The organism is Acinetobacter sp. SM1B, from assembly GCF_003289665.1.
Classification (GTDB): domain Bacteria; phylum Pseudomonadota; class Gammaproteobacteria; order Pseudomonadales; family Moraxellaceae; genus Acinetobacter; species Acinetobacter schindleri.
Map to the genome: position 1 here is coordinate 1738065 of NZ_QMBM01000001.1, position 20616 is coordinate 1758680.

Below are 20616 nucleotides of genomic sequence, written 5' to 3' on the forward strand. Positions count from 1 at the left end.
ATGTTAAAAAAGATCTTACTGGTTTTAATGATTTTAGCACCTTCCGCACTGTACCTCTATATCGTCAACCGTGAAGATAAAACCGAAGCACCTGCGGAACAAACGGTTCCAGCCAGTCAACCGGCCGAATCCCAAACACCTGACCATTAAATCCACACTGCTTAAACTCCTGTAAAGTGACGGGAATTTGAGGTTTTAATGTCGATTTCTGATGCTATAAACTGATGGATACGCTAGTTTAAAATCAGAAATCACGTTAATCCTTTGTTCTTGTTTAATGTTTAATCTGTTAATTCATTTTTAGCAAAAAGCCTTTTGACAAAGCTTAGCTTAGTCCTTAACATAGCTATCACCTCGCAACGTCCCTATCGTCTAGAGGCCTAGGACATCGCCCTTTCACGGCGGTAACCGGGGTTCGAATCCCCGTAGGGACGCCATTACTTCAAATTGAAAGTAAAGGTTTTAAAATCTATCTTCTGTACTGTCCCTATCGTCTAGAGGCCTAGGACATCGCCCTTTCACGGCGGTAACCGGGGTTCGAATCCCCGTAGGGACGCCATTTATTGATCTCATACGATCAGCACTTATTCAGAATTACTATTATTTGATTGCAGATTTGTAGTTTTTGACTACAATAGCTCGCTTCATTCCTTTGAAGTATTTCGTATTTCCTATGCACTCATCTCCGAATGATGCTACGCATCAGGGCAATTCTGCGCCTTTAAAACGCGCTATGAGTACTCGACATCTGGTCATGATTTCGCTTGGTGGCGCAATCGGGACCGGCCTATTTTTAGGGTCGGGTGAAGTCATTGCACAAACGGGGCCTGTAGGTGCCATTCTTGCTTATCTCCTCGGCGGTATCATCGCTTACATGGTTATGCTATGTCTGGGTGAACTTGCCGTACATATGCCTGAATCTGGTTCATTTGGTGCTTATGCCAAACGTTATATTGGACCGGGCACAGGTTATACCATTACCTGGTTATACTGGCTGACCTGGTCAGTGACACTGGGAACCGAATTTACCGCTGCAGCTTTATTGATGCAGGAATGGTTCCCGGACAGCTCCATGTGGATGTGGACACTGGTCTTTGGTGCGCTTGTGTTTACACTGAATATGATTTCGACCCGCTGGTTTGCAGAATCCGAATTCTGGCTGGCCCTCATTAAAGTTGTCACTGTTATTGCCTTTATCCTGCTGGGATTATTGGCCATATTTGGTGTATTGGGTTATGCAGGTCAGGAAACTGCGCCGCTGTTTAGCAATCTGACAGCTCAGGGTTGGTTCCCTGAAGGCCTGTTCCCCATCTTCACAACAATGCTGATTGTCAACTTTGCCTTCTCAGGTACAGAACTGATTGGTGTAGCCGCTGGTGAAACCAAAGATCCTGCCAAAAACGTACCGAAAGCCATCAATACCGCAATTTTCCGTTTATTGATTTTCTTTGTAGGTACGATTGTCGTGGTGACATGTCTATTACCACATCAAGAAGCAGGTCTTGCGGCGGAAGGTGTAAGTAGTAGCCCATTCGTGACCGTATTCCAGCACATTGGTATTCCATATGCTGAAGACGTTATTCGCTTTGTAATTATCACCGCACTGTTGTCTGCTGCAAACTCAGGTTTATTTGCTGCTTCCCGTATGATGTGGTCATTGTCTTATAGCAAACAATTACCAGCCATGTTCTCAAGAGTGAATGCACGCGGTATTCCTTACATTGCGGTAATCGTGACTATGATTGGTGGTATGCCAGGTCTGTTGTCTGAACAGTTTGCGCCAGAAACCATTTTCACTAACCTGTTGGGTATTGCAGCCTTTACCATGGTGGTGGTCTGGATGAGTATCTGTCTGAGTATGTTCAACTTCCGCCGTGAATGGTACAAACAAGGGAAGACAGCTAAAGATCTTGCTTTCGCTGCACCGTTGTTCCCGATTGTGCCGATTCTGGGTTTCCTGTTCTGTCTGATTACCTGTATCAGTATGGTATTTGATCCAACAATGCGAATCAGTTTCTTTGGCTGTCTGGTGTTTATTGGACTTTGCTATGCCAGCTATTATAAGTTTTATCACAATAAAGCTTAAATCTTAGCGCTAAAAAAAGAGCAGCTCCGGCTGCTCTTTTTTTATCTATACTGAATATGTTTCAGGCAGCCACAGCGGTGTGTCGATGAAAATTATTTATATCCATGGGATGAACAAGCAGAATTTTAGTTCTGCTTCATTAAAGCAACGTTGGCTAAGTCTGCTTAAACATGGTCTGGAACAGTCGCATCGACAGGCCTGTTTTGCCTATATCAAACGTCATGTTCGTATCCCTTTTTATGGAGATTTACTGTTACGGCATCATTTACATAATGTATTGAATGCCAGTACCTTAATACCACAAGACTGGCCACATTTCCCTTGCGTCAGCCACTTAAATCCCAACCGTTGCCGCCACATATTCATCAGTATTTACCTGAAACTTGCAAGATTCCCGAATTAAATATTGAGGATGCTCTGACTTTTAACCAGAAGCTGAAATTTATTACTAGCTTAAGCCGAAATACAGCCTTACGGGATTTTATGGTCTTGCTCAATTATTTTCCCCATCTGCATGATACGCTCATCAAAAAATTTCTGATTGAAACATATTCCTATCTGGCCAATACCAGATTCATGCAGCAAGTTCATCAGCGTATTGGTCAGCGACTACATGATGATAAACCTTGTATCTTGATCGCACACTCCTTAGGCAGCGTAATTGCCTATCATTATCTGCTTTTACATCCGGAATTAAATGTGCAGCGCTTTATTACGCTCGGATCACCCATGGCCTTTCGTGTGATACAGGAACATTTGCCGCAACCGATGACTCGACCCGAGGCCATTCGTGGTGACTGGATCAATTTTTATTGTAGCGATGACTTTCTGACTGCCTTTCCCTTATCAGAACCACCCTTCCAGTTTCAGCCGGCGATTATTAATCAGAAAATTCGTACCTCCATCTATCATCCGCATGAGATTGATGGTTATATCCAACATCCCAACGTCATCAAAGCGCTGCTGGAATTACTTTAGGATTTACTTAAACAGCGGGATTTAACTTTTACCGTTTTATTCCTATCTTTTTTCTATGTAGTAAAATCCTTGATCCGTATCTATCAATTTACTGCTTTTTCTACTTTTTTATAAATATACAACTGTCTGTTAATGATTGTTTTATCAAAGTAATTTACACATGAACACCACAAAAAGTACAGCTTGGCTTGCCGCAATTTTCTCTATACTGTGAATATATAGATCGACCTCCGTGAGGTATCGATGAAAGTTATTTTTATTCATGGAATGAATCAGCAACATCATAGCGCTGCATCGATCCGTCAGCGCTGGCTACATATACTTCAAAAAGGCATTCGCAAACATCATCACGATGCCAGATTCAGTTATTTACGACGTCACATTCACATTCCATTTTACGGGGACTTGCTTTCCCGCTATAACGTCCGCAACATCCTCAATGCTGGCACCCTGATGCCACAGCAATGGCCCAGCTTTCGGTTCCGTCAGCCTGCTCAACCTCAGCTTCCTGCACCAGTTCCACGCCCTGGCTGGCGCAAACCCGTGATTTCCGATCTTCCCCAGCTTAACCTGAATGACTCCATGAATTTCAAACAGAAATTCAAATTTATTACTACACTGAGCAAAAATGTTGCGCTGCGGGACTTTGTGTTATTGCTCAATTATTTTCCCAGTCTGCATCGTAGCCTGCTTCAAAAATTTCTTATTGAAACCTATTTGTATCTCGACAATCCGGGTTTCATGAAAGAAGTTCATGAGCGGATCGCCCGGCAATTGAATGGTCGCAAACCTTGTATTGTAATTGCTCATTCTCTGGGTAGTGTGATTGCCTATAATCATCTTATTCAACATCCGGAACTCAATGTACAGCGTTTTATTACTTTAGGATCGCCATTAGCATTCCAGGTGATCCAGTCACATTTACCACAACCGATTGTACGACCTGCTGCAATTACGGGCGACTGGATAAATTTCTATTCAACCGATGATTTCCTCACCGCTTTGCCTCTTACCCAACCGCCATTTCAGTTTCAACCTGCAATTATTAACCACGGCATTCGTACACATATTCACCGCCCGCATGATATTACTGGTTATTTACTCCATCCGCAGGTGGTAGAAACAATTCTAGAATTGCTTAAAAATCCGGCTTAAACCATGTATTTTTCAAGTATTTTCTTAAGATTGTTTTAATTTTATGCACTCGGTTCAAAAAACTAGAAAAAGTGCAGAAATGCGTTTGACACCCCCCTTTTTTCACCCTATTATACGCCCACCTCTGAAACGTCCCTATCGTCTAGAGGCCTAGGACATCGCCCTTTCACGGCGGTAACCGGGGTTCGAATCCCCGTAGGGACGCCAATTTTCAGAAAGTAGTTTTATTAAGTCCCTATCGTCTAGAGGCCTAGGACATCGCCCTTTCACGGCGGTAACCGGGGTTCGAATCCCCGTAGGGACGCCATATTCGAGATGATTATCTTAAAATGATCTTCTTATAAAAAAGCTCAGGCATTGTAACCTGGGCTTTTTTATTGCCTTCAATTTAATTTATTTTTACCATATATTCAAAATAATAAACCTATAAAAATTTACGCACTTTTGCAAAGTCCTTGTATTTGCGGCTATAAAATCGAACAAAAACCAAACATCTGATCTTTCACATAAGGCTAAGGTAAGTTAGGAGCCAATATGCAAGGATAAGATTATGTTCACGAGTACAGAGTTTTGTTTAACTGCACCCCCATTTGAAAATCTTGTTCAAGAACCAACTAAAAGCTTCAAAGATTGGGTGGATTTTTTTCTGGATGAGCAGATCTCTAGAAAAACAAAAACAGCTTCGGCAGAACAATACCTCAATCAGTTAATCCAGCACATCGATCTGGATTCTATGAGCTGGCTCGACCAACCCGAACATGCTGCTACGCATTTTTTAGAAGAACATCATAAAATTTGTGGCATATTTCAGGATTATCTCAGTCGTCGCAAACAAGGCGGACAACGTGAATACTTTGCTACGGTATCGCATGCATTTGAATTTCTCTACCGGGTTGCACCTACAAAAATGGTCGATGGCTCATGGTTATACTCTACTCTGGAACATGCGGATCAACCTGCGCTTAAAGACCTGATTCATATTTATCTGGAAGAGCTGGGGCTAGGTCATCCACAAGCCAACCATGTCACCATGTATCAGGATCTGCTAAATAACTATGAACTCACTGCCTATAGCGAACAACTCGACGACCGCTATTATGAACAGGCAGCTGTCCAGTTGGCTTTAGCTTATGCGCCAGCTGAATATTTACCGCTGGTGATTGGCTTTAATCTGGGCTATGAACAACTACCGCTACATTTATTGATTACCAATTATGAACTGGCTGAACTCGGTATCAATCCGCATTACTTTAATGTGCACATCACGATTGATAATGCGCATAATGGCCATGCGCAAAAATCCCTGCAAGCTTTCCTAGATCTATATCGTTCTGCAGAACACCCGGAGCGCTATCTGGAAATGGTCAAACAGGGTTACTTGCTGAATGACATAGGCAAAAGTTCTACCCAGATTGTGCGTGAGTTGGATCTCGATGCCCAGGTGTTAAAATTGTTTCAGCAGAAAGCTTTAATTGGTCAGTACATTCATAACCAGAAATGCCAGTTTAGCGGCAAGACCATCAATGAGTGGCTGTCACAACCTGAGCAGATTCAGGATTTTCTACAGGTCATGATGGATAAAGGCTGGATCCAACGTGGACTGTCTGTAGAGCAAAGCCGTTTCTGGAAACTGATTGATGATCCAGATGGCAAGATGTTTGGCGTATTTAATGCCACAGAGAAACAGATAATTCGTGACTGGATTCAAGGTCCAGAACTGGCTCGACGGCTTTCTTCACATCCACTACGGACGCAAACACCGATAATCAGCCGGCAAGAGCAGCATAAGCTGGAAGAACTTCGCTTGCATCTAAAGCGTTGTGACAATAATGAAGAAAAACTGGAGATTCTCACGCCTTATGTAGCACCACATTGTCATTATCAGCAGCTTGGACTTTGGGCGACACAACAGGTCTCTAAAATCCTGTTTCCTTTCCAGACCCAAGCGGTGCAATTCAGCTAAATCTGTTGCATATAAAAAGGCACCATAAGGTGCCTTTTTATATGTAGATCAGGTTATGCAGATTTACGTGAATTAATCTGTCCTTTAATCACAGCAGTGACATTGCCTTTTAGATAATGCAGGAAAACTTTTAATGGTGACAGTTTTGGATTTGGCTGTTTGCCTTGAGCAATCTGTTTAAACTGCGCGGCATACCAGATGATTTCCATGATTGCCATTTTATCAATCATTGGAATACCGGTTTTAATCTTCTCTACAGCATAGCGTACATCCTGCCCTGCTACCAGCTTCTGCCCCAGATCAGTTTCTACTGCAAACGGACGGGCAATACCAACAAAATCACAGGCACCACTCTCAAGTGCAGCATTCATACCAGCAGCAGTTCTAAAACCGCCAGTCACCATAATATGGCAGCTCACTTCCTGACGGATTTTTTCGGCAAAATCCAGGAAATAGGCTTCACGGGCAATCGTGGAAGCTTTACGTTTATCCGCTTTAACGCCTGCCATTGCTGGTGCTTCATAGCTACCGCCGGACACTTCAATCAGGTCAATGCCTACTGCATCAATAGCTTTAAAGACATAGATCACATCTTCTTCGGTGATACCACCACGCTGGAAATCAGCCGAATTCAGTTTAACGGAAATAATGAAATTTTCTGAAGTCGCAGCACGCACTGCCTTATAGATTTCTAATAAGAAACGGGTACGGTTTTCAATACTGCCACCCCACTGATCCTGACGTTTATTGGTCAATGGCGATAAGAACTGACTGATCAGATAGCCATGCGCACCATGAAGCTGTACGCCTTCAAATCCTGCTTTTTCACAAATTGCAGCAGAAGCTGCAAAACGCTGGATAATATCCAGAATTTCATCTTCGCGCAGTTCACGTGGGGTACCAAAACTGACAGCCAGTGCCGGACTAAATGGCACTGCCGATGGTGCTACAGTTTCCCGGTTCAACCCTTTCGGACATTGACGCCCCGGATGTGACAACTGCACCAGTTGTACCATACCATGACGTTTGCCAACTTCTGCCCAAGCCTTGAGTTTGTTCAGGTCACGTTCTGTTTCAGCGACTATAACACCCGGTTCATTCTTGGCACGAAAATCCACCATGACATTACCCGTAATCGCACAACCTAGCCCGCCTTTAGCCCAGGCTTCGTAGAGTTTCAAATGTGAGTCATTCGGCTGACCAGCATCATTAGCGAGTGCCTCGCTCATAGCTCCCTTGATGATACGGTTTTTAAAGAGGGTATTACGAATCTGAATTGAATCTGCCAGTTGTGTCATACTTTTTTCCTAAACATTATGCTTTTATTCTGTCGGTGTTATACCCTGTCAGCAAGAAATTGACAATGACCCATGTCAATTTCATTTAAAAAGATTTGTAGTTTTAATATTGGCTGGCTGCAATTAACTGGCGGGTATAGTCAGTTTGTGGGTGCAGGAATAATTGTTCAGTCTCCTGAACCTCCATAACTTGTGCATGATGCAGTACTAAAACCTGCTGGCAGAGTGCACGTACCACTTGTAAGTCATGACTGATAAACAGGTAGCTAATTCCTTCTTCCTGTTGGATACGACGTAACAGTTTCACAATTGCACGTTGTGTAGTACGGTCCAGCGCAGAAGTCGGCTCATCCAGAATTAAAAGTTTTGGCTCTAAAATCAATGCTCTTGCCAATGATACACGCTGACGCTGCCCCCCAGAAAGCTCATGCGGATAGCGGTCTTTAAAAGATGCGGGCAGCTCTACCCGCACTAAAGCTTCCTCGACACGACTACGGATTTGCTCCTCGGTCATCGCCTTCAAGCCCAACCCTTCACCAATGATCTGTTCAATGGTCATACGCGGATTCAGACTGCTAAATGGATCCTGGAAGACGACCTGAAAATTACTACGTAATGGTCGCAAAGCTTTTTCAGACAATTGATTCAAATCCTGATTTTCCAAAAGGATTTGACCGTGGCTTTCAATCAATCGTGCTATGGCTAAAGCAAGTGAACTTTTACCTGAACCACTTTCACCCACCACTCCAATCGATTGTCCCTGCAGCATGCTTAAATTGAGCGGTTCGACAGCAGTGACATAGCCCTTAATGCGATTCAGTAGACCCCGTTTAATGGGAAATTTGACTTCTACCTGCTTGAGTTCGAGCAAGGTTTCAGTTTGCTCTAAAGGCAGTGCCTGACCAAAATCATGATTGAGCAAGTCTTGGGTATAAGTTGATTGGGGTGAATTAAAGATTTGTGGTACTCCACCTTGCTCTTCAACGCAGCCCTTGTTCATGACAATCACCTGATCAGCATAGCGTCTCACCAGATTCAGGTCATGACTGATCAGAATCATCGCCATCTGCCGACTCTGCTGTAAAGATTTCAGCAAATGTAAAATCTGGGCTTGCAAGGTGACATCGAGTGCTGTAGTTGGTTCATCTGCAATCAGGATATCTGGATCTAGTGCCAATGCCATGGCAATCATCACGCGCTGACGCTGGCCACCAGATAATTCATGCGGATAACGTCTTAGTTTGTCCTCAGGTTCAGGAATACCAACATCCTTCAGTAACTCCAGCACCCGTTCTCGTGCCTTGGCTTTAGACCAGCCCTGCAACAACAAGGTTTCGCCAATGATCTTTTCTACCCGATGCAAGGGATTGAGTGCCGTCATCGGCTCCTGAAAGATCATGGCAATTTTCTTGCCGCGAATCTGACGTAATTGGAGCTGAGAAAGCGTCAGTAAATTCTGACCATCTAATACCGCCCGGCCTTGTACCTTTAAATTTCTTGGCAACAAACCCAAGATTGCCAGAGTACTAATCGATTTACCTGAACCGCTTTCACCGACAATCGCCAAGGTCTGCCCGGCAGACAGTTCAAAACTCAGCTGCTGTACCAGCACCTGATCTAGACTGCTGATCTGCAGATTTCCGACCTGTAGAAGCGGTGTTGCGTTATTGACGTCTTGGATCGAATGCATCACGCGTCGCCTCCCCAATATAGATCAGTAAAGATAGAACTATGGCCAGCGTAAAGAAGCCGGATAAAGCCAGCCACGGCGCATTCAGATTGTTTTTGCCTTGTAGCAGCAATTCACCCAGTGAAGCCGCATCAGGTGGCAATCCATAGCCAAGAAAATCCAGTGCTGTCAGTGCGGTAATATTAGCCGTCAGCATAAAGGGTAACTGGGACAGACTCGAACTCATGGCATTGGGTAAAATATGCCGGAAGATAATCGCGCGATCAGAAACACCAAGGCTACGCGCGGCACGCACATAGTCAAAATTACGTGCCCGTAAAAATTCAGCCCGTACCAGACCAACCAGGGTAGTCCAGCCGAACAGCAGCATGATCAGGAATAGCCAGTACACGTTTGGGGTAAACATGCTGACCAGAATCATCACCATAAACAGCATCGGCAAGCCGCCCCAGACTTCCAGAACGCGTTGCCCTGCCAAATCAATCCAGCCACCATAGTAGCCCTGAATCGCACCGATTATAATGCCGATCACGGCAGATGCGATGGTCAGTGCAAAGCCGAACAGCAATGATATTCGTAGACCGTAAAGGATTCGTGCCAACACATCACGACCTTGGTCATCAGTCCCTAGCCAGTTTTGTGGCGTGGGTTCAGACGGCACAGGCACTGCCAGTTCCAGGTTTGGCGTCTGGTAGGAATATTCAATCAGTGGCCACAATGCCCAGCCCTTAGCATTGATTAACTGCTGGACGACGGGATCTTTATAATCTGCTTCAGTTTCAAACACACCACCAAATGTGGTTTCCGGATAAGTCTTAAATGCCGGCACATACAGTGAACTGTCATATCTCACCAGCAACGGTTTATCGTTAGCAATCAGTTCTGAACCTAAGGACAAAATGAAAATAATGATAAAGATAATAAAGCAGCTGAAGCCGAGTTTATTTTCCTTAAAACGCTGCAAGCGCGCTCGCATGATCGGTGACATTATTTGGCACCTCGCGAGTCAAAGTTAATTCGCGGGTCGATCACCTGATACATCACATCACTGATCAAACGCAGAATCAGCCCAAGCAAAGTAAAGATAAATAAGGTCCCAAAAATCACCGGATAATCACGCTGTACAATCGCTTCAAAGCCAAGCAGACCTAATCCATCTAAGTTAAAGATAATTTCAATAAACAGGTTACCGACAAAGAAGATCCCGACCAGTGCTTCCGGCAGACCCGCGATGACAATAAGCATGGCATTTCGAAAGACATGTCCATATAGCACACGCGATTCATTTAAGCCCTTGGCACGTGCTGCCAGTACATACTGTTTGCTCAGCTCTTCCATAAAAGAATATTTGGTTAAGTAAGTCAGCCCAGCAAAACCGCCAATTACCATCGCCAGCAATGGCAAGGTCATATGCCAGAAGTAATCCTTAATTTTTCCGAACCAAGACAATTCAGCAAAGTTTTCCGATACCAACCCTTGCAATGGGAACCATTGGAAATAGGAACCACCCGCAAAAAATACGATGAGTAAAATGGCAAAGACAAAAGCCGGAATGGCATAACCCACGGCGAGCAGCATCGAAGTGGATTTATCAAACAGGCTGCCATGCTGACGCGCCTTCCGGATCCCGAGTGGAATCGAGACCAGATAAATCAGCAAAGTACTCCACAGTCCCAATGACAGAGAAACTGGTAATTTTTCCAACAATAATGTAGTTACAGGTTTATCTTTAAAGAAACTGATGCCGAAATCTAGCTGTACATAGCTTTTCAGCATTTCCCAAAAACGGATATGAGCGGGCTGATCAAAACCATATTGGGCCTTGATTTTTTCCACCATCTCGTCACTCAGGCCTTTGGCACCCTGATAGCTGCTTTTGGACTGTGCAGTTTCTGCACCTGTGGTTCCGCCCATGCCCTGAAAAGTTTCTGCCTGTTGAATGGCCTGTTCGACCGGTCCACCCGGCGCAATCTGAATGACAATGAAATTAATCAGCAGAATCAAAAATAAAGTTGGGATAATCAGCAAGAGCCGCTTAAGTATGTAGGTTCCCATTGTCAGTGATATTCCTTATTATTTTTGACGACGTAAATATTGGCTCACTTGTGCAGCTTTTTGTGGATTACTCCACCAGAAGTCGAATCCAACAGCAAGCTTTGGCTTGATCTTTGGCTGCTCATACATATTCCAGTAAGCATACCAGTTGCCGCCTTTCCCATAGGTCGGAATCTGATAATAACCAGCACGCAGCAGACGATCCAATACTTTGGTACGAATCACCAATTGCTGGCGATCCGGTGCCTGAATCACCTTGGTAATAGCATCATCAATCACAGCATTTTTGATACCCGCATAATTGTAATTACCCGGCTGATCTGCTGACGCACTACTCCAGAACTGTGCCTGCTCATTGCCCGGGTTGAGAGACTGTGGCAAGACATTGGTCGTCATATCAAAATCTTTACTGCGCATACGTTCAATATACTGAGGTACATCGACATGACGGATATTCACCGTGATACCCAGCCGTTTCAGATTACGTATAAAAGGCATTAAGGTACGTTGCAAACCATCCTGATGAATCAGGAACTCAAGTCGAATCGGCTTAGCTTTTGGATCAGTTAATTGCGCATTGTGATAACGGTAACCCGCCTCGAGTAACAATTCCCGCGCGACCAGTAAATTCTTGCGATTAAAGCCCGAAGCATCCGAAACTGGATATTTCCAGTCTTTCAGCACACCAACACGCTGAATCGGATCTAACTTAGCCAGATAAGGCTTTAAAATCGCCAGTTCTTCAGCTGAAGGCATGCCCTTCGCTTCCAGCTCACTATTAGCAAAATAACTTTGTAAACGGTGGTATTGACCATAAAACAGCGCCTTGTTCTGCCACTCAAAATCATAGGCATAAGTTAAGGCTTGACGAAAGCGGATATCCTGCATTGGTGCACGACGAGTATTGAATACAAAGCTTTGTGTCGGAATCGGGTTTTCATGGTTGAAGTTGTATTTCACCACCATCTTGTCCTTGATGGCTGAAAAATTGTACTCCGTTACCCATTTACGTGCGGTGTATTCCTGATGTACGGTATATTGACCAGACTTAAAACCCTCAAAACCAACATCCATATTGCGGTAATAAACAAACTTCAGGCGATCAAAGTTATATTTACCCCGGTTAACAGGTAAATCCTTCGCCCAGTAATTTGGATTGCGTTTATAGCTAATGCTGCGCCCCGCATCAATACTTTCAACCAGATAAGGTCCTGAACCCAAAATGGGCTGTATAGTGATACGAGTAAAGTCTTTGTCCTGCCAGTTTTTCTTAGAATAGATAGGCATCTGCGCCAGAATTAGCGGCATTTCCGAATTATTATTCGACTTGAAGCTCATCTTGACCTGGTACCTGGATAGTACCTCGGTTTTATCCAGATCTGACAGATACATCTGCAAGCCTGGATTGCCCTTGGTTGTGTATGTATCAAAACTGAATTTTATATCTTCTGCAGTGACTGGCGTACCATCACTAAAACGTGCTTTGGGATTCAGATGATAAATCACATAGGCAGTTTTTTTTGGATCATAGGTGACTTTTTCAGCCAGCAAGGGATACATCACGCCCGGCTCATCCAGGGAACTGACCATGAGCGTATCAAACAGGTATTCCACGCCATCTGCTGCTGTACCTTTGCCATTCATGGCATTCAGGTTATCAAAGGTACCATTGGCAGACTGGCTGAGATAGCCACCTTTGGGTGCTGCAGGATTGGCATAGGGTAAATGTGTCAGCCCGGCATATTTGGGCTGACTATGAATGGCGATATAAGGGGTGGTCTGCAGTGCAGCCCAAGCCCCCTGAGTAATGACCGAAATTCCACAGATATAAATCAGGCGCTTTGCAACAGCAAACGGCATTCAGATACTCCCTGTATCATTTCGGCTTTAGAGATTTGGAACCTTGATCACATCCCCAATACGCAGTTGAGTATTCGGTTTCAGGTCATTCATTTCTGCCAGTGTACTACTGTCCATGCCATAACGTGAGGCTAAACCGATCAGTGTGTCGCCACGCTTGATTTTATATTCCATAATACGTTTAGGGACTTGCAGACTTTGGCCCACACGCAAGCCTGCATTAGCACGCAGATTATTTAAACTGGCAAGTTCTGTGGTGGTAATTCCCAGACGACTGGCAATCGCGTTAAGTGATTCGCCTGACTTCACTGTATAGCTTTCTGTGGCCTTAGATGAAACAGTCGTGGTAACTGCTTTGATCTCATCTACCTTTTTAGTTTCTGGCAGATCACCATCAATCTTCAGACGCTCTCCGACACGTAATGGACTCGATACAGACAAATCATTTAGCTCAGCCAGATATTTCAGTTGTAACTTGTACTCGCGTGCAATTGAACTGAGGGTTTCACCTGATTTCACTATGTGGGTGTCTGACTTCACACCTTTCACCGCCTGCTCAGTCACAGTTTCACGAGCTGCTTCTGCATCTCCGGTCAATTTCAGACGTTGTCCTACTCGCAGGCCAGCATTACGGGATAAACCGTTCAGATTCGCCAGATGATCCATGCTCAGGTTATATTTGGTCGCAATTCCTGTCAGGGTATCACCCGACTGCACAGTATAATTCTCTGGCATAGTGCTGCCCGCAGGAATCTTGATGGTTTGACCAATACGTAAACCGCTATTGGCAGCAAAGCCATTTAAGGCTGCCAGTTCAGCCACACTGAGTTTGGACTGATTGGCAATGCTATACAGCGTCTCACCACGTTTTACCTGATAGTTTTCAGTTGCAGTCTGGTCCACTTTAATATTTTCAAACTTCTGCTCAATTTTCTTGCCTGAGCTTGCAGATTCAGCTTCATTCACAGGTACGTTGATTTTTTGACCTGCCATCAGGTTGCTGCCTGAAGTCAAACCTGGCGTCAACGCAGCCAGTTCCGCATTCGAAAGTGCATAACGGTCTGCAATCAGTTTCAGATATTCGCCGCGCTGAACGGTATAAGGCTTAGTCTGAACTTTACTGCTTTCCGCTTTTTTGGTTTCTTCAACTTTCGCTTTAGAAGCAGCAGTTTCTTTTAAGGATAGTTTTTGACCGACAAATAGACCGCTGGTCGTGCTCAAACCATTATAGTCAGCCAGCTGTTTTACCGTTAAACCAAACTGGCTGGCTACACCGGTGAGTGAATCATTGGCTTGTACCACATAGCTTTCTGGTTTTGCAGCAGGTTTTGATGCTTCTTGAACAGGTTTGGCATCATAAAGATAGATCGTGGTACCGACATATAAAGTGGCATTTGGATCAATCTGGTTCCATTTCGCCACATCCCGCCAGTTCACTCCATTTTTAGCAGCAATCAAAGCCAGGTTGTCACCCGGTAAAACCGTGTAGGTACTGCGCTTGCCTTTTGGTGCAACAACCACAACTTCCGAATCTGTTTTAACGTAATTCTTGCCTTGGTTCAATTTCGCTTCGACTGAATCTGCCTTGGTACTTTCCGTTACGCCTTTTGGATAAGAGAAACCTTTGGTTAGTTCTTTACCCTGCTGTTCTGCTACAGAAAGGCTGGTCTGAATCGCAGTCAGCTTAATCTTGCCATCATAAGGATCGACAATTTCGGTACCCGCAGGTGCCAGTGCTTTCAGTTCCTCCACCACTTCTGCCTGTTCTGCGGCTGTCGCCACCGGTTTCAGGATTTCATCTACAGACTTTGGAATTTCCTCTGCCACAACCGCCGCCCGAATCTGTTCACGTTCCTTTGCAGAAATTGGCGGTTCAACCTGAATCGGTTGCACAGGTGTTACCGGCGTCACTGCAACTGGAATACGCGGTGCACTTGGAATAGGTAATTCACTCTTCGCAGCAAAATCAGCCAAAGCTGAAGAACCTCTTGGTGTGCTGACCCTGGTCTTGCTTTGGGCAGTCTGGTTGGGTTTGGTTGTACTTGTAGCTGCTGGTGTTGCAGCGGCAGTAACAATCGCTGTGGTCGTTGCTGGGGACGTCGCTTTGCTTGCAGTAGTGGTTACAGGCGTTGCAGGTTTAATAGTTGTCGTGGTTGAGGCCGTGATTGCAGGCGGTGTCTGTTTAGCTGGCGTAATTGTTTTGCTATTCAGCTCAGGTGGCGTGGTTTTTACTGGCGTAATCGTCTGATTATTCTTCGGTAAAGTGCTGGTAGAGCTTGCCCATAAACCTGAAGAAGAGGATTGAAGCTTTTTCAGTTTTTCATCAATGGAGGGACTCAGGTCAGCTGGAATTAGAATACGGCGCGGACTGTCCGGATCAATCCTGTCTCCACGATGCCCTGGGTTCAACTGATACAGTTCAGCCCGACTTAAACCGGTAATTGCAGCAATTTCATTCAGGCTGGCTGCCCCAACACTGACTTCACGAAAGTGCGGACGGTTGGCAATAGGTGGCAGGCTCACGCCATATTTGGCTGGACTTTTTACAATCTGTGCCACTGCCATGAAACGAGGAACATAGTTCATGGTTTCCTGCGGCAACTTTAGCGACCAGTAATCAGTTGGCAAACCAGCAGCCTTATTACGGTTAATCGCCTGCTGAATACGACCTGGACCGGCATTATAGGATGCTAAAGCCAGTTCCCATGAACCGAACTGATTATATAATGCACCTAAAAACTCATAAGCAGCGCGAGTCGACTCTACCACATCACGACGGCCGTCATACATCGAGGTCTGTTTTAAACCATAAATACGGCCGGTACTTGGAATAAACTGCCACAGACCCGCTGCAGCTGCACTACTGGTTGCTGCCGGATCGTATGAACTTTCAATCACTGGAAGCAATGCCAGCTCAGTCGGCATACCACGGCGTTCAGCTTCTTTTACTGTGTAATATAAATAACGTGAAGCACGCGCACTTAAACGCTCTAAATATGGCTGACGTGATGCGAACCAGCCACGCTGGGCATCAATACGCGGATTCCAGACATCCAGATTCATCTTGAAACCGACAGTCATGCGCTTCCACACATCACCGTGTTTCAGTACCAACAGTCGGTCGCCTTCTACCGCACGCATATCAGTCGCGGATAAAAGATCTTCCAGACTATCCAGACTGTCGGCGCCTAAATAATTCGAACTTGTTTGTTTATGCTTGGACCCTGCCGCGCTTTGTGTCGTCGAACAACCTGTTAAACCTAAGGATGCAAGCGCAGTGCCGAGAACTGAGACTTTTAAAAATGAAGGTAACGATGGCTGCCACATGAATGCGGTTGGTTTATACATAAAGAAATCCAAACAACTTGTATAAAATTTATTTTTTAGATATGCCATTTTAATTAAGCATGTCGACGACACAAGCTAATAATTTACCGCGATTTGACGTTAAATGTTACAAGAAATTAAAAAATCGCGGAGATATGGATTATTCAAACGTATTTGCGTTATACAATATCCCGCTCAGCTTGTTCTTTTTTGATCGGATTTGGTTTATGTCTCAAACAATCACACTGTATGTGGATGGCGCATGCCGCGGCAATGGTAAGGAAATCGCTGTAGGGGGTTGGGGTGCCTATATTCAGAACGGTTCAGATGAGCATAAAATTTATGGCGGCGAGCTTCAGACCACCAATAACCGTATGGAACTGATGGCTGCCATAGAAGGGATTTCTGTCTGTCCCAAAGATGCCAAGCTGGTGATCTGGACCGATTCCAATTATGTCAAAAAAGGTATCACTGAATGGATCGAAGGCTGGAAACGTAAAAACTGGAAAGATGTCAAAAATCCTGACTTATGGAAACAGCTGGATGCAGTTTGCCAGGGCCGTCAGATTGACTGGCACTGGATCAAAGGACATGCTGGCCATGAGGGTAATGAAATGGCCGATCAGCTGGCTAATCTGGGTGCGGATCTCGCCTTAAAAAATGGCGAAAAATCCCGTCATGTTCCAGCAATTGATTTTGCAGCAAGCGCTGAGACAAAAATACAAGATATAAAAAAGCCTGAAAAAGACTGGTTACTGGATGACCCTTTTGGCCTGGAACTGGCTGAAGCTGAAGAAATGGATGAACTCATGGCAGATGTAACTGAAGTGACCATGGAAACTCACTTAAACAATCAGTCTGTCGCTGCTGAACAAGTGCTAGTAGAGACTCAATTGCACCCGCAGATTGTGATTACTCCAGCCACATTAGATATATCTGGTCCTCGTCAGCTGATTCTCGATACAGAAACCACCGGTTTCTATTATCAGGATGGTGACCGGATTATCGAGGTCGGCGCGATTGAAATGGTGAATCGCAAACTCACCGGCAGCTCGATTCATATTTATATCAATCCGAAAAAACCGGTAGGTGATTCAGTTAATGTCCACGGCATTACTGATGAGTTCCTGCAAGACAAACCTTTATTTGAAGATATTTCTCAAGTTCTGTTCGATTACTTGAAAGGCGCAGAAATCATCGCGCATAACGCGACCTTCGATATGAACTTCCTGGATATGGAATTCAAACGGGCTGGTTTTCAAACCCTGTCAGAAGTCTGTGAAGTCACGGATACCCTGGCGATGGCCAAGTCACGTCATCCGGGCCAGAAAAACTCTCTTGATGCCCTGGTACGTCGTTATGAGATTCCGCAGCGTGACCGTACTTTCCACGGCGCATTACTCGATGCAGAAATTCTGTCCGATGTTTACCTGGCGATGACCGGTGGTCAGGTTTCTTTTGATATGGATGCCCTGTCACATAGTGAAGAACAAAATGCCAGCTCAGGCAGTGTGAAAATTGAAATTGATCTACCGGTAATTTTGCCATCTGATGAAGAACTGAGCGAACATGAGAACTGGGTCAAACAATATGAAGAAAAACATGGCGCGCCTTGCCTTTTCGCAAAATAAAATCCATTATTCAGTTAACAATTTATGTTAAAAAAAATAACAGTTCAGTTATAGTAAATACAAAGATGTCCTGCCAGTTGCAGCAGGCCTCAACTATTAGATAAAACTTCAGGAAAGGTGCAGATCAATGTCTTACCAAACCTCTATACATTTTGACCCTACGGCTTTACTGATAATAAAAAATGAGGTTGATAATTCGATCAAATTGGTTGAATCAGCAGTCAGCACACTGGTAGAAGATCAGACCTTGCCTTTTGGGATTGATGATGCGCTCAACCAGTTCGAACAGTGCGCACAAGTTCTTGCACTGATCGATATGCCAAGCCTGGCCAAAGTCGCTCAATATTCTGCTGAGCTTATGCGCAAGATCATGGGGAATCCTGCCAACGTAAACACGGCAGAAGTGATCGCCCTCAGTGAAGGGACGACCATGCTGAAGCGCTATATCGAGTTCATTTGCTTGCGTGAAGTCAAAATTCCACAATTTTTGCTGGATACTTTAAACCGGCTGGAACTTGCTCTGGGCAAGCCACTGACTACTGAAGGCCATCAGATTGAGTCCCTGCTCGACCTGATCACGCCTGATTTTGATCTGCCGCAAGCACCTGGACTGGAGAAGTCTGTTTATGTGCATCGCCTGTACAAGCTATCGCTGAATAAACTGCTTAAGCAGGAAGAAAGCGATCTGGACTTACAAGCGATCAAACTGGTGGGGACTTATCTGGCAGGTCTTTCTGAGCAGCACCCAAGCAAACAGTACTGGAATCTGGTCTATGTGGCGTTCAATCATATCGATGAGATCCTGATCAACGAGCCACGTTTACGCACCCTGATCAGTGTTGAGCGTAATATGGCACAGTATTTCAATGCCCCAGACCGTTTCAAGGCGAACATTGCTGACCTGGCGAATATACTGAGCTTATGTATCAGCCAGGAAGATGACATTGCTCATCATATCCGTAGCAAGCTGAATATCGGTGAAGATTCACTGACCGATACCCAATTACAGGTCTTCAGCCGTCATTTATATGGTCCTGATTTTGAAACCATGCATACCATCAGTGATCTGGTCACTGCTGAAATGGCACAGATTCGTAATGACATCGAATACAACTATCACAACATGACTCCTGAAAAGACTCAGGAATTGCAGGTTCAGCTGAATAGCATGGCAAACATCTTCAAGGTTTTGAACCTGAATGAAGCTTCTAATGATCTTACTCGTCAGGCTGCTTCACTCAGTCAACCTGAAGTGTTGAAAGATGAAGGTTTTGCCCAGCAGCTCATGAATGTGATTTTGTCTGCTATGAACTCGATTGGGGTACTAGAACGTCATCATACCTCTAGCCGTTTACAGCTCCGTGTAAATAACATGAATATTTCACTGGATCGTCTGGATGAAGCACATGCCGCTTTACTGAGCGAGACCAAAGCGCTGATCGAACTTGCCAGCCACACCCTAATGAATTACTTGCAGGACCAGAACCTGCAAACATTAGAAAGCTTGCCAAATCAGATCCGTGAAATTGCGGGTGCAATGCTGTTCCTGAACGCTGAAAATGGTCAGGCTGCACTAAGCACAACAGCTGACTTTATCCAAAGCCGGATTGAATCTGCTACCGCACTCAGTGCCGATGACGTCAATCGCGTGCTTGATCCACTCGCCAGCGCGGATATGCTCATTGACAATTTAAAGAGCAAACAGCCTGTATTACAGTCAATGTTTAAGGTAGCATTGGACAGTAGTCAAAAACTGAAAACTGTAGCCTAATGTCTAAATTGTCACTTGCGTATATCTTTCAACAACAGCAACTTTTAGTCGATGAAAATCTCCAGCTTCCCCAAGTGGAAGCGCTAGCAAGTGACATACAGCTCGGTACGGGTGATCAGGTGATTGCCCGTGACCTCCTCCCTGATGAACCAATCCCCCCAGGTCTGCAACTCGTTCCGATCCGTCAATTACTGCAATACTGGAATGTTCGCCAGTTTGAACAGGCCAGCCGCGCTGTACAGCTACTGGAATGGCGTCGCAATCATCGTTTCTGTAGTCATTGTGGTACACCAACCGAAGCCCACGCCGTAGAATATGCTATGGTCTGCCTCGCTTGCCACTACCGTCAATATCCACGCGTACAGCCCTGTGTGATTACCGTGATTACCCGTGGTAAAGATGAAATCTTGCTGGCTAAAAATGCCCGTAATAAAACCAGCCAGATGTATGGACTGATTGCCGGTTTTGTCGAAGTCGGTGAAACTTTGGAAGAAGCAGTCCGTCGTGAAACGGAAGAAGAAGTCGGAATTAAAGTCAAAAATATTCAATATCTGGCCAGCCAGCCCTGGCCCTTCCCAAGTAATCTGATGATTGCCTTTAAAGCAGAATATGCTTCTGGTGAGATCAAACTGCAGGAAGAAGAAATCAGTGATGCGCAATTCTTTAAGCTGGATGCCCTGCCAGAAATTCCATTCAAAGGCAGCATTGCACATTCTATGATTATGCATATCACGCAAGGCACGCCCGTGGCTGATGATACTCAAGCCTGGTTGTAAGCCAATTTATAAACAAAAAGCCCGGT

13 protein-coding genes, 4 tRNA genes and 1 pseudogene are annotated in these 20616 nt (G+C 44.9%); 12 read left to right on the forward strand and 6 right to left on the reverse strand.

Translation table 11 applies throughout. The features are described from left to right. The 9 genes and pseudogenes from C8322_RS14410 to C8322_RS08430 all read left to right on the forward strand — a co-directional run bounded on the left by C8322_RS14410 (window position 1) and on the right by C8322_RS08430 (window position 6182). Window positions 1–150, forward strand: coding sequence for a hypothetical protein (locus tag C8322_RS14410; RefSeq protein ID WP_167456609.1), 150 nt, complete (start codon window positions 1–3; stop codon window positions 148–150). Window positions 151–361: 211 nt separating this feature from the next. After that, a tRNA-Glu gene (locus tag C8322_RS08395) sits at window positions 362–437 on the forward strand. A 46-nt stretch (window positions 438–483) separates the two neighbouring features. Next, window positions 484–559, forward strand: a tRNA-Glu gene (locus C8322_RS08400). 114 nt (window positions 560–673) lie between these two features. Then, window positions 674–2086: an amino acid permease gene (locus tag C8322_RS08405; protein WP_004810673.1), complete on the forward strand. Its 1413-nt coding sequence runs from the start codon at window positions 674–676 to the stop codon at window positions 2084–2086. A gap of 85 nt (window positions 2087–2171) precedes the next feature. Beyond that, a pseudogene (locus C8322_RS08410) lies at window positions 2172–3064 on the forward strand (alpha/beta fold hydrolase). A 243-nt stretch (window positions 3065–3307) separates the two neighbouring features. Next, complete coding sequence (locus C8322_RS08415; RefSeq protein ID WP_048881573.1) at window positions 3308–4219, forward strand: hypothetical protein; 912 nt, start codon at window positions 3308–3310, stop codon at window positions 4217–4219. A gap of 131 nt (window positions 4220–4350) precedes the next feature. Next, window positions 4351–4426, forward strand: a tRNA-Glu gene (locus tag C8322_RS08420). Between the two features lie 24 nt (window positions 4427–4450). Beyond that, window positions 4451–4526 (forward strand) — tRNA-Glu (locus C8322_RS08425). A 243-nt stretch (window positions 4527–4769) separates the two neighbouring features. Further along, window positions 4770–6182 (forward strand): iron-containing redox enzyme family protein, encoded by a 1413-nt coding sequence (locus tag C8322_RS08430; protein ID WP_004810678.1) that lies wholly within the window; start codon window positions 4770–4772, stop codon window positions 6180–6182. 53 nt (window positions 6183–6235) lie between these two features. On the opposite strand, the gene C8322_RS08435 is transcribed toward C8322_RS08430, so the two are convergent. The 6 genes from C8322_RS08435 to C8322_RS08460 all read right to left on the reverse strand — a co-directional run bounded on the left by C8322_RS08435 (window position 6236) and on the right by C8322_RS08460 (window position 16433). Further along, entirely contained in the window at window positions 6236–7480 is a 1245-nt protein-coding gene (locus C8322_RS08435; protein ID WP_004810679.1) for an NADH:flavin oxidoreductase/NADH oxidase family protein, read from the reverse strand. A gap of 103 nt (window positions 7481–7583) precedes the next feature. Continuing rightward, on the reverse strand, window positions 7584–9170 hold the full coding sequence (locus C8322_RS08440; protein ID WP_004810682.1) for an ABC transporter ATP-binding protein: 1587 nt from the start codon (window positions 9168–9170) through the stop codon (window positions 7584–7586). Next, entirely contained in the window at window positions 9145–10158 is a 1014-nt protein-coding gene (locus C8322_RS08445; RefSeq protein WP_004810683.1) for an ABC transporter permease, read from the reverse strand. Before C8322_RS08445 ends, C8322_RS08440 begins: the two co-directional genes overlap by 26 nt. Next, complete coding sequence (locus C8322_RS08450; protein ID WP_004810685.1) at window positions 10158–11225, reverse strand: microcin C ABC transporter permease YejB; 1068 nt, start codon at window positions 11223–11225, stop codon at window positions 10158–10160. Before C8322_RS08450 ends, C8322_RS08445 begins: the two co-directional genes overlap by 1 nt. Window positions 11226–11243: 18 nt before the next feature. Beyond that, window positions 11244–13085: an extracellular solute-binding protein gene (locus C8322_RS08455; RefSeq protein WP_004810686.1), complete on the reverse strand. Its 1842-nt coding sequence runs from the start codon at window positions 13083–13085 to the stop codon at window positions 11244–11246. A 27-nt stretch (window positions 13086–13112) separates the two neighbouring features. Further along, window positions 13113–16433 (reverse strand): LysM peptidoglycan-binding domain-containing protein, encoded by a 3321-nt coding sequence (locus tag C8322_RS08460; protein WP_004810688.1) that lies wholly within the window; start codon window positions 16431–16433, stop codon window positions 13113–13115. Window positions 16434–16639: 206 nt separating this feature from the next. On the opposite strand from C8322_RS08460, the gene dnaQ reads away from it, so the two are divergent. From dnaQ to nudC, 3 genes are all read left to right on the forward strand, one after another. Next, entirely contained in the window at window positions 16640–18043 is a 1404-nt protein-coding gene (dnaQ, locus tag C8322_RS08465; RefSeq protein ID WP_034424132.1) for a DNA polymerase III subunit epsilon, read from the forward strand. A 127-nt stretch (window positions 18044–18170) separates the two neighbouring features. Beyond that, on the forward strand, window positions 18171–19814 hold the full coding sequence (locus tag C8322_RS08470) for a hypothetical protein (RefSeq protein ID WP_004810691.1): 1644 nt from the start codon (window positions 18171–18173) through the stop codon (window positions 19812–19814). Further along, complete coding sequence (nudC, locus tag C8322_RS08475; RefSeq protein ID WP_004810692.1) at window positions 19814–20590, forward strand: NAD(+) diphosphatase; 777 nt, start codon at window positions 19814–19816, stop codon at window positions 20588–20590. Before C8322_RS08470 ends, nudC begins: the two co-directional genes overlap by 1 nt. Window positions 20591–20616 lie beyond the last annotated feature (26 nt).

Bases quoted from the DNA above. Each gene is read 5' to 3' on its own strand.
- C8322_RS08460 (WP_004810688.1), bottom strand. From the start codon at position 16,433: ATGTATAAACCAACCGCATTCATGTGGCAGCCATCGTTACCTTCATTT.
- C8322_RS08455 (WP_004810686.1), bottom strand. From the start codon at position 13,085: ATGCCGTTTGCTGTTGCAAAGCGCCTGATTTATATCTGTGGAATTTCG.
- dnaQ (WP_034424132.1), top strand. From the start codon at position 16,640: ATGTCTCAAACAATCACACTGTATGTGGATGGCGCATGCCGCGGCAAT.
- C8322_RS08435 (WP_004810679.1), bottom strand. From the start codon at position 7,480: ATGACACAACTGGCAGATTCAATTCAGATTCGTAATACCCTCTTTAAA.
- C8322_RS08445 (WP_004810683.1), bottom strand. From the start codon at position 10,158: ATGTCACCGATCATGCGAGCGCGCTTGCAGCGTTTTAAGGAAAATAAA.
- C8322_RS14410 (WP_167456609.1), top strand. From the start codon at position 1: ATGTTAAAAAAGATCTTACTGGTTTTAATGATTTTAGCACCTTCCGCA.
- C8322_RS08430 (WP_004810678.1), top strand. From the start codon at position 4,770: ATGTTCACGAGTACAGAGTTTTGTTTAACTGCACCCCCATTTGAAAAT.
- nudC (WP_004810692.1), top strand. From the start codon at position 19,814: ATGTCTAAATTGTCACTTGCGTATATCTTTCAACAACAGCAACTTTTA.
- C8322_RS08440 (WP_004810682.1), bottom strand. From the start codon at position 9,170: ATGCATTCGATCCAAGACGTCAATAACGCAACACCGCTTCTACAGGTC.
- C8322_RS08450 (WP_004810685.1), bottom strand. From the start codon at position 11,225: ATGGGAACCTACATACTTAAGCGGCTCTTGCTGATTATCCCAACTTTA.
- C8322_RS08415 (WP_048881573.1), top strand. From the start codon at position 3,308: ATGAAAGTTATTTTTATTCATGGAATGAATCAGCAACATCATAGCGCT.
- C8322_RS08405 (WP_004810673.1), top strand. From the start codon at position 674: ATGCACTCATCTCCGAATGATGCTACGCATCAGGGCAATTCTGCGCCT.
- C8322_RS08470 (WP_004810691.1), top strand. From the start codon at position 18,171: ATGTCTTACCAAACCTCTATACATTTTGACCCTACGGCTTTACTGATA.